We start from the raw sequence: 9,140 nt of genomic DNA, 5'->3' as shown, positions 1-9,140 counted from the left end.
GGTTCGAAGCGTTACATCTGGTGGAATTTCGTCTCGTCGTCGAAAGAGCGTATCGAACAGGCGAAAGAGGAATGGAAGACAGGCCGCTTCGACATCGTTCCAGGAGACGAGGAAGAGTTCATTCCGCTGCCGGAAAGCTGATGCCTGTCGCCCAAAGTGGCCCGGTTTTGGGGAAACGACCTGCATAGAAGCAAAAGACCACAGTCTGATCCGCGTCACTGACACGCATTTACTTTCGCCGGCCGGCGGCCTATTTCGCCCATCAACCGAAAGCCTGAGCACCGTGAACGCAACGCCGCATACGCCGCTTCTCGACAAGACCCGCATCCCGGCCGACCTGCGCACGCTTGCCGAGAGTGAGCTGCCGCAACTGGCGTCCGAGCTTCGCGCCGAGCTGGTCGACGCGGTATCCCGCACGGGTGGTCATCTGGGCGCCGGCCTTGGCGTGGTCGAGCTGACAGTGGCGCTGCACTATGTCTTCAACACCCCCGATGATCGGCTGATCTGGGATGTCGGCCACCAGGCCTATCCGCACAAGATCCTGACCGGCCGCCGCGACCGTATCCGCACGCTGCGCCAGGAAGGCGGCCTGTCCGGCTTCACCCGCCGCGCCGAGAGCGAGTACGATCCCTTCGGCGCTGCCCACTCCTCGACATCGATATCGGCCGGCCTCGGCATGGCCGCGGCCCGCGATCTCTCCGGCGGCCGCAACAATGTCATCGCCGTCATCGGCGACGGCGCCATGTCTGCCGGCATGGCCTACGAGGCGATGAACAATGCCGGCGCACTCGATGCACGGCTGATCGTCATTCTCAACGACAACGACATGTCGATCGCGCCGCCAACCGGCGCCATGAGCGCCTATCTGGCGCGGCTGGCCTCCGGCAAGGCCTATATCGGCCTGCGCGATTTCGGCAAAAAACTGACGTCTTATCTCGGCAAGCGCGCGGATCGTGCGATCACAAGGGCGGTCGAGCATGCACGTGGCTACGTCACCGGCGGCACGCTGTTCGAGGAACTCGGCTTCTATCACATCGGCCCGATCGACGGCCACAATCTGGAACATCTGATCCCGGTCCTGAAAAATGTCCGAGACAATGGCGAAGGCCCGGTGCTCATCCATGTCGTCACCCAGAAGGGCAAGGGCTATGCGCCGGCGGAAGCCGCCGCCGACAAATATCACGGCGTCAACAAGTTCGACGTCATCACCGGCGCGCAGGCCAAGGCGCCGGCCAACGCACCGGCCTACACCAAGGTGTTCGCCGAAAGCCTGGTCCAGGAGGGCCGCGAGGACGACCGCATCGTCGCCGTCACCGCAGCCATGCCGAGCGGTACCGGCCTCGACCTGTTCGGCGAAGCGTTCCCGTCGAGGACCTTCGATGTCGGCATCGCCGAACAGCACGCGGTGACCTTCGCCGCCGGCCTCGCCACCGAAGGCTACAAGCCGTTCGCGGCCATCTATTCCACCTTCCTGCAGCGCGCCTACGACCAGGTCGTCCACGACGTCGCCATCCAGAAATTACCGGTGCGCTTTCCCATCGACCGCGCCGGCTTCGTCGGCGCCGATGGCGCCACCCATTGCGGCGCCTTCGACACCACCTTCCTGGCGACACTGCCGGGCTTCGTGGTGATGGCGGCGGCCGACGAGGCGGAGCTGCGCCACATGGTACGCACCGCGGCAAGCTATGATGACGGCCCGATCGCCTTTCGCTATCCGCGCGGCAATGGCGTTGGCGTCGACATGCCGGAGCGTGGCTCCGTGCTCGAAATCGGCAAGGGCCGCATCGTCAGGGAGGGCACCAAGGTAGCATTGCTGTCCTTCGGCACACGGCTGCAGGATTGCCTGATCGCCGCCGAGGAGCTAGGGGCTGCCGGGCTTTCCACCACGGTCGCCGACGCCCGTTTCGCCAAGCCGCTCGACGAGGATCTGATCCGGCGGCTGGCCCGCTCGCATGAGGTTCTGGTGACGGTGGAGGAGGGCGCCGTCGGCGGCTTCGCCAGCCATGTGCTGCAGTTCCTCGCCCATGAAGGCCTGCTGGAAAGCGGCCTGAAGGTGCGCCCGCTGGTGCTGCCCGACGTGTTTACCGACCACGCCAAGCCGGAAAAGATGTATGCCGATGCCGGGCTCGATGCTGCCGGCATCGTGCGCACCGTGTTCGTCGCGCTCGGGCATACGGTTCGCGCCCAGCGCGCCTGAATCAAAGTCTCAGTGACTTGAATCAGTTTGCCGGCCAACGTTCTTAACGCGTTGTTTACGCTGCCGTTTGGCGCTTTGCTTACCGTGTCTCTTGGCCGTTTTTCAACGGCGCCCTGCTAGATCGTGATCAGGCAGGGAGACAGCAACAATGAAAACGCTTCTGTGCGGCGCAGCGCTTTGCGCCGTCATCGTCGCGCCGGCCACAGCCGAAACGCGCTATGATCGCAGCCTCGAAAAGGCGGCCATGGGCATCGTCGCCGGCAAGATGGGCGACATCCGCGGCGGCTTTTCCTTCAAGCAGGTGCCGCAACTGGTGGTTCTGCCGGCCCCCGTTCCCGCACCTGCGGTTGCCATCGAGCCTTCACGCGAGCAAGCGTCGGGAGGGCGTGCGGATGGGTTGTCTCCGGCCGTCGAGCGCCCGGTTTCGCGAAGCGTATTCTGAGCTAGAGACCAGCAAGCCCTGATCGGGATTGCCCGATCGTTTCATCGTGCTTTGCCGCTGTGCGGGTGATCTAAAGGCGTCGGCACTGCTACTCCGCCGCCACCAGCTCCGCTTGTTGCGCCGGTTTCTCGGGGCGCCAGGATTGCGCCGCGTGGCGGGCGCGGTCTGCCAAGGCGGCAAGGCGTCCGCGCAGGTTTCGTCCACCCACCACTGACGACAAGATCACCGAATGCGTCGCAAAGCGGCGCTTGAAATCCTCGCCGCCGCAGAGAAAATCGATCGTGGTCAAGCCCCTGTCGAACGACCACTGGATGTAATCCATCATCAAGACCATGCCCGGCGAGGCCCGTTCGAAGGCCGGATCATAGGTGGTGACGAAAGCCATCATCGTTCCATGCTGCTCGAAATTGATCGATATGGCGATGATCTCGTCTTCGCGTTCGAGCACGAAAATGCGCAGCAACCCAAGCCCGGCCAGAACCGAGATCAGTGCCGGCAGCGCGGGGGAACCTTCGTCGAACAGGTCCGAGACGCGGCCGTGTTTTGCGAGCCATAGCCGCTTCAGCGCCGCGACGCGTTCCAGCACCGGCTCGCGGGCTTCGTGCGCATCCATCAGGCGGAAACGCAGCGCGCCGCCTTCCTCCATGAATTTGTAACCACGGCGATAGTTTTGCCGGGTTTTCTTCGACTGGCTTTCAAACCATTGTGCGCCGCGTTGTCCGGCGCTGGAAACTCGGTAGCTGACCTCGCTGCGGTGGCTCGGCTGCAAAATGCTGCCCTGGCCTGGGGCGGCGGGACCAAGCAGGGTCCGGAATCGAGCATCGGGCAACAGCCGATTGAGATACGCAAGATCGAAGCCGCCATCGTCGAGGATATGTTGCCAGAGTTGCGGCAGGATCTGTGGCTCTGCATCGGGAGCAAGCAGGACATCGCCATAGTCGCAGTGATCCTTCGCCGCCCATTCCAGCATACGGATGCCCGAGCGCCAGAAGGTCGCGAGCGCAATGACCGCCTCGAGGCGCTCGCCGCTCCAGACCAGGCCGATCCTGAGGCCGCGGCGGTCCTGATGCGGTGTGGTGTGCCACCAGGCCGAGATCCAGTCGGGATGCTGGAAAACGAGGCCGCCGGCGCGTTGCCAGAGCGCTGCCCAGGCGGGCGCGATTTCTGCCAGTCGCTCTGGCGAGGTTGCAATTTCGATCCGGTGCGCTTGCTGCATCCGGAACACGGCCGGTCCGTTCATGGCTTGCCCCCCTGCGGCGATTGCTGTGGCTCGGGCTTGTCGGCGCGGAAATGTCTGGCGATCTGCCGCCACATCCGCTGCAGCGGCATGACATAGAGGCCTGCGAGCGACTGGTAGTCGCGCACGTTGCGTTCGATCAAACCGAACTTGAAGTCCTCGTCGGGTCTCGGAACGCACAGAGTTCCGAAGAGCCGATCCCAAAACGAGAAGAGCAGCCCGAAGTTCTTGTCGTAATGGCGCGGGTCGGTGCTGTGGTGCAACTGATGCCAGTGTGGGCACAGGATCAGATTGTTCAACGGCCCAAACGAGATCTTGAAATGCGTGTGCCTGACGAAATCCATCATCAGGATGTTGCGTATGATGTAGACGTTGACGCCGAAGACCGTCAGTTCAACCAGGTTCAGCGACACCAGCGACCAGATGCCGAAGCAGATGCCGGGAATGACGCCGTCCCAGGCCCGGTTCATCAATTCGTCGAGCGGGTGGACGCGATCCTTGGTGATGCCGACCATCACCTCGGCCGAATGGTGCACCTTGTGCAGTTCCCAGAGCACCGGGTAGCGGTGCTGGGCGACATGATAGAGATAGTACGAAATGTCGTAGGCAAGCAGCATGGTGAGGGTGAAGATCGTCACCGTCACAGGCCCCGCCGGCCCCTCGATCAGAGGCGGCTGGATTGCCAGCAGCGTGGAGAGCAACCAGTTCGTCGCATAGCCGACGGCGCTGACGAAGACGACGCCGGCGGGCAGCATGAGGAATGGCATCAGCGCCTTCCGCGTCACCCAGAACAAAAGGTCGGCTTTCGCCGAAGGATGCGTGATGACCTCATGCGGGACCGCGAACTCGAAGAACTCTTTCCAGCTCTTTTTCTCGACCGTGCGCCAATAGGCGACCAGGGCACTGGCCAAAGCAGTCAGCAACAGAAGTCCGGTCGCCAGCAGGCCGGCGCCGGAAATCCGGTCAAGAACCTTGTAGACGATGTCGCTGGCCATTTCCAAAGTTGCCGCCTCTCCATCCGGGTTTTCCCGTCGTCGCGGTCATAACATTGAAGTCCTCAAGCAAATGCGATGAAAATTGGTTAAGAAATCATGAGGCTTTCTAGATTGTTGGTATTTACCCGCAGGCGGTGAGACCTCATGCTTCGGCGTCATCCGTCTCAACGGGCGTAACGCATGGGTATTCATAAGGATGGTCGGCGGGACGGAACGCCTCACCATCGTCGCCGTGCAAGATGCTGAGCGTGATGATGGGAACGGGAGACGAAATGCTTCCATGTGGCGCTCTTGCCATCGTCGTCGGCTTTCGCCATGAAGGCCGATGAATTCGCCTCTGCCAGCCAGCGCACGCCAGCGGCTCGACGACCTGCTCGTCCAGCGCGGGCTGTTTGCCAGCCGCTCACGTGCCCGCGATGCGGTCGAGCGCGGCACTGTGACCGTCGACGGCGTCATTGCGCGCAAGCCCGGCCAGAGCGTTTTGCCGCAATGTCACGTTGCCATCGATGATCCGGCGCAAGGCTATGTGTCGCGCGCGGCACTCAAGCTGATCGGCGGGCTCGATCATTTCGGCCTCGATCCTGCCGGCCGTGAAGCGCTCGACATCGGCGCCTCGACCGGCGGCTTCACACAGGTGTTGCTCGAGCGCGGCGTGGCCCATGTCACCGCCGTCGATGTCGGTCATGGCCAGATGCATCCTGATATCGGCGGCGACCCGCGTGTGACGGTGATCGAAGGGCTGAACGCCCGCGACCTCGCCGTCACCGATCTCGGCGGGCGTATTCCGGATTTCATCGTCTCCGACGTCAGCTTCATCTCGCTGAAACTGGCGCTGCCGCCGGCCCTTGGCCTGGCCAAGGCTGGCGCAAAGGCCATGTTTCTGGTCAAGCCGCAATTCGAGGCCGGCAGGGAAGCGATCGGCAAGGGTGGTCTGTTGAAGGATCCCTTCGACGCCGCCCGTGTCGCCGGCCTGCTGCAGGATTGGCTGGACTCCGTTCCCGGCTGGCGCTCGCTGGGGCTGCATCTGTCGCCGATCGATGGCGGCGACGGCAATCGCGAATTCCTGCTCTGTGGGATCAAGGACCGATGAGCGCGCGCTTCAGCATCAGGAAACTTGGCGCCCAGGGCGACGGTGTCGCCGAGACCGAGACAGGCGATCTGTTCATTCCCTTCACACTGCCCGGTGAAACGGTCACCGCCGCGCGCGAAAGGGATCGCGCCATGCTGATGGCGGTGCTGGAAGCATCGCCGCTGCGCATCGATCCCGCCTGCCGCCACTTCACCGAATGCGGCGGTTGCGCGCTCCAGCATTTCGAAGCCGAAGCCTATCGCCGGTGGAAGCGCGAAAAAGTGGCGCACACCCTGAAGGGCAAGGGCATCGATTGCGAGATCGGTGACCTGGTCGCCTGCGCACCGCAGACGCGCCGCCGTGTCGTGCTTGCCGCCCGGCGCACCGAGACAGGCATGCTGCTCGGCTTCCATCGCCATCTGTCGCCGGAGATCGTCGCCATATCGGAATGCCCGATCTCGCTGCCGGAGATCGTTGCCGCCCTCGATCGCTTGAGGGCGCTCGCCGAATTGGTCTGCGCAACCACCAAATCGTTCCGGCTGGCGGTCACCGTGACCGGTTCGGGGCTCGATGTCGCGGTTCACGAATCCGGCAAGCTCGGGGAGCACCAGCGCCGGATCGCGGCTAACTTCGTCATGGCGCAGGGCTTTGCCAGGCTGTCCATCGATGACGAAATCATTATCGAGCCGAAAAAGCCGGTGGTCATGTTCGGCAGCGTCGCTGTCGCCTTGCCCCCGGGCGCGTTCCTGCAGGCAACCGAGGCCGCCGAACAGGCGATGGCCGACATCGTCGGCGGACATCTGAAGCGTGCCAAGAAGGTGGCGGATCTTTTCGCCGGTTGCGGTAGCTTTGCTCTGCGCCTGGCCGCGAAGTCGGAAGTCCATGCGGTGGAAGGCGATGCGGCAGCGCTTTCAGCGCTCGACCGTGGATCGCGCTTCGCCACCGGCTTGAAGCGGGTGACGGGCGAACGCCGCGACCTGTTCCGCCGGCCGCTGACGTTCAAGGAGTTGAATGCGTTCGACGGTGTGGTGTTCGACCCGCCGCGCGCCGGCGCCGAGGACCAGTCGAAGCAGATCGCCCGCTCGGATGTTCCCTACGTTGCTGCGGTGTCCTGCAATCCGGTGACGCTGGCTCGCGACCTGCGCATCCTCATCGACGGCGGCTACGCCTTGAAGAGCGTGACGCCGATCGACCAGTTCCTGTGGTCGCCGCATGTCGAAGCGGTGGCACTGCTGGAGAAGCCGAAGAAGCGGCGATAGCCTGGAGGCTTCGGCCCTACGAACTTGGCGACAGTCGTTTCGACGTGCCGCCGCGTTGGTTGATCGACACCCAGGTGTTTGGGTTCTGCTGCGACTGGCGTTTCACGAAGTAATAGCCCGTCGCGTTCCAGGGCCTGATCTCATTGACCAGATTGTCCAGGACAAGATCGCCCTTGTCGGTTTTCACCGTCAGAATGGTGTGGCCTTCATTGTCCAGGTCGCGCACCACGGTCATCAGCAACGCTTGCCGGGGGAATCCCGCTGCCAGAAGAAGCTTGCGCTTGTAGAGCGCGTAGATCTTGCAGTCGCCCTTGCCGTCCACCGGATAGTCCCAGTGATCCGCCATCGTACCCCAGTGATCGAAATTGCTGACGGGTTTGATGGCGCTGTTCGCCTTGTGATTTATCCGCTTGAGGATGCGTAGGTTCTGCGCGGTCAGCTTGACATTCGCCGCCGGCAGAGCGGGCACCTTGCACTCCTTTGGCCGGCGATGGCAGAAATCGACCCAACCGTAGGGGACGCTGGTGCTTCCACCAACTGCGGCAGATTGCGTCGATCGCGACTTGAACAATGTCGACTGTGCCGCCGCCGGACTGGCTTGCAACCATGTCGCGCCAATCAACGAAACGAAGCCAAGCAGGAAAGAGGAGGTCAGGACGCCGGGGGAACGCCGCATTGCCAACACCACCGCAACCAGAAGGCCGGCACTGCGTTCGTGCGGAAACGGCAGCCCAGGCAGTTAAACACCTAACAATTTCCTAATGCCGATTGTGTTTACTTCAAGGTGCAGCCGGGGAATTCAAACTGGAAAACGCAAGCATCAGCGGGCGCATTCGGTCTGACTCGACCATCAGGGCGCCAGCGACGGACCTTTGTCATGCTTCCTGCAAGCTGTCATATCCCGCCGTCTTTGCAGCCTTGAGGAAATTACGATCAAAGGTTGCAAAGCCAGCGCCATGAGCTGATTTCCCCAGATGCAGAGCATCTGCGAAATCCATTCCCTTCTTCGCGAGGTCGAGTGCGGACGACACCACCGCGCTGTCGCGACCTCTACTGTTGGGAGCCCGCCAAATGTCCGCAGCGCGATGTCAGGCGCCGCATAACCGTAAGCGCCGGCGCAGCTCTCATATGGCGCTCTCGGGTGCGCTCGTCGCCTGGATTTTGCGAAAGATCGCTCGAACCGGGCTATTGCCGTCCTACGCACTTGGCATCGCGGCCATGACGTTTGTCGCAGCTGCGCTGTATGTCTCCGGCCATGACGGGACCGTCGACTACCTGAGTGCTTGGTTCAAATATGCGATCGGTGGCGTCATCGCCTTCCTGATTCTCTACACGACTTCGCGCCGGTCTATCGGCAAGGCATAACGGCCCGGCCAGTTGGGCCGTTCGCTCAGACCCGCGTGCCGCCCACCGTCATCTGGTTCATGCGCAGATGCGGCTGGCCGACGCCGACCGGCACGCCCTGTCCGGCCTTGCCGCACATGCCGATGCCGGTGTCGAGCTTCATGTCGTTGCCGATCATCGAGACGCGATGCATGGCGTCCGGACCGTTGCCTATCAGCATCGCGCCCTTGATCGGCTGCGTCACCTTGCCGTTCTCGATCATGTAGGCCTCGGTGCAGCCGAACACGAATTTGCCCGAGGTGATGTCGACCTGGCCGCCACCGAAGGAGACGGCATAGATGCCGTTCTTGACCGAGGCGATGATTTCGTCCGGCTCCATGTCGCCCGCCGTCATATAGGTGTTGGTCATGCGCGGCATCGGCTGGTGTGCGTAGCCTTCGCGGCGGCCGTTGCCGGTTGCCTTCATGCCCATCAGCCGGGCGTTCTGGCGATCCTGCATGTAGCCGACCAGCTTGCCGTCCTCGATCAGCACATTGCGGGCTGAAGGCGTGCCTTCGTCGTCGACTGTCAGCGAGCCGCGCCGCTCGGGCATCGTGC

The 9,140-nt window shown here is 62.9% G+C and carries 11 protein-coding genes; 6 read left to right on the top strand and 5 right to left on the bottom strand.

What is annotated here, in order from left to right; translation table 11 throughout:
• The 3 genes from EN991_RS12320 to EN991_RS12310 form a co-directional block, all read left to right on the top strand.
• The coding region (locus EN991_RS12320) for a pirin-like C-terminal cupin domain-containing protein (protein ID WP_281058797.1) at positions 1 to 141 on the top strand (141 nt) is incomplete at its 5' end.
• 142 nt (positions 142 to 283) lie between these two features.
• Positions 284 to 2,197, top strand: coding sequence for a 1-deoxy-D-xylulose-5-phosphate synthase (gene dxs, locus EN991_RS12315; protein WP_127368845.1), 1,914 nt, complete (start codon positions 284 to 286; stop codon positions 2,195 to 2,197).
• Positions 2,198 to 2,345: 148 nt separating this feature from the next.
• Positions 2,346 to 2,639, top strand: a complete 294-nt coding sequence (locus tag EN991_RS12310) for a hypothetical protein (RefSeq protein WP_024503606.1) — start codon at positions 2,346 to 2,348, stop codon at positions 2,637 to 2,639.
• Between the two features lie 88 nt (positions 2,640 to 2,727).
• On the opposite strand, the gene EN991_RS12305 is transcribed toward EN991_RS12310, so the two are convergent.
• On the bottom strand, positions 2,728 to 3,879 hold the full coding sequence (locus tag EN991_RS12305) for a GNAT family N-acetyltransferase (RefSeq protein WP_013532787.1): 1,152 nt from the start codon (positions 3,877 to 3,879) through the stop codon (positions 2,728 to 2,730).
• Positions 3,876 to 4,871: a sterol desaturase family protein gene (locus EN991_RS12300; protein ID WP_032809851.1), complete on the bottom strand. Its 996-nt coding sequence runs from the start codon at positions 4,869 to 4,871 to the stop codon at positions 3,876 to 3,878. Before EN991_RS12300 ends, EN991_RS12305 begins: the two co-directional genes overlap by 4 nt.
• Before the next feature lie 325 nt (positions 4,872 to 5,196).
• Between EN991_RS12300 and EN991_RS12295 the strand changes: the two genes are divergently transcribed.
• Positions 5,197 to 5,961, top strand: a complete 765-nt coding sequence (locus EN991_RS12295) for a TlyA family RNA methyltransferase (RefSeq protein ID WP_127368844.1) — start codon at positions 5,197 to 5,199, stop codon at positions 5,959 to 5,961.
• A complete protein-coding gene (locus EN991_RS12290; protein ID WP_127368843.1) occupies positions 5,958 to 7,199 on the top strand; it encodes a class I SAM-dependent RNA methyltransferase in 1,242 nt (413 codons plus the stop codon). Before EN991_RS12295 ends, EN991_RS12290 begins: the two co-directional genes overlap by 4 nt.
• A 16-nt stretch (positions 7,200 to 7,215) precedes the next feature.
• On the opposite strand, the gene EN991_RS12285 is transcribed toward EN991_RS12290, so the two are convergent.
• Together EN991_RS12285 and EN991_RS41665 are read right to left on the bottom strand one after the other, a co-directional pair.
• Positions 7,216 to 7,875, bottom strand: a complete 660-nt coding sequence (locus EN991_RS12285) for a transglutaminase-like cysteine peptidase (RefSeq protein ID WP_164766139.1) — start codon at positions 7,873 to 7,875, stop codon at positions 7,216 to 7,218.
• Positions 7,876 to 8,074: 199 nt separating this feature from the next.
• Positions 8,075 to 8,197, bottom strand: a complete 123-nt coding sequence (locus tag EN991_RS41665) for a hypothetical protein (protein ID WP_281039798.1) — start codon at positions 8,195 to 8,197, stop codon at positions 8,075 to 8,077.
• Positions 8,198 to 8,270: 73 nt separating this feature from the next.
• Between EN991_RS41665 and EN991_RS12275 the strand changes: the two genes are divergently transcribed.
• The gene (locus EN991_RS12275; protein ID WP_245460953.1) at positions 8,271 to 8,564 is read left to right on the top strand and encodes a hypothetical protein; all 294 of its coding nucleotides are present in this window, start codon (positions 8,271 to 8,273) and stop codon (positions 8,562 to 8,564) included.
• Positions 8,565 to 8,589: 25 nt separating this feature from the next.
• Here the strand turns inward: EN991_RS12275 and EN991_RS12270 are convergent.
• On the bottom strand, positions 8,590 to 9,140 hold a 551-nt coding region (locus tag EN991_RS12270), incomplete at its 5' end, for a metallopeptidase TldD-related protein (protein ID WP_245460952.1).

Origin of the sequence: Mesorhizobium sp. M7A.F.Ca.US.005.03.2.1, assembly GCF_003997795.1 — a bacterium.
GTDB lineage: Bacteria > Pseudomonadota > Alphaproteobacteria > Rhizobiales > Rhizobiaceae > Mesorhizobium > Mesorhizobium ciceri.
The sequence above is the reverse complement of the archived record's forward strand: the minus strand, read 5'-3'. Positions and strand labels throughout refer to the sequence as shown.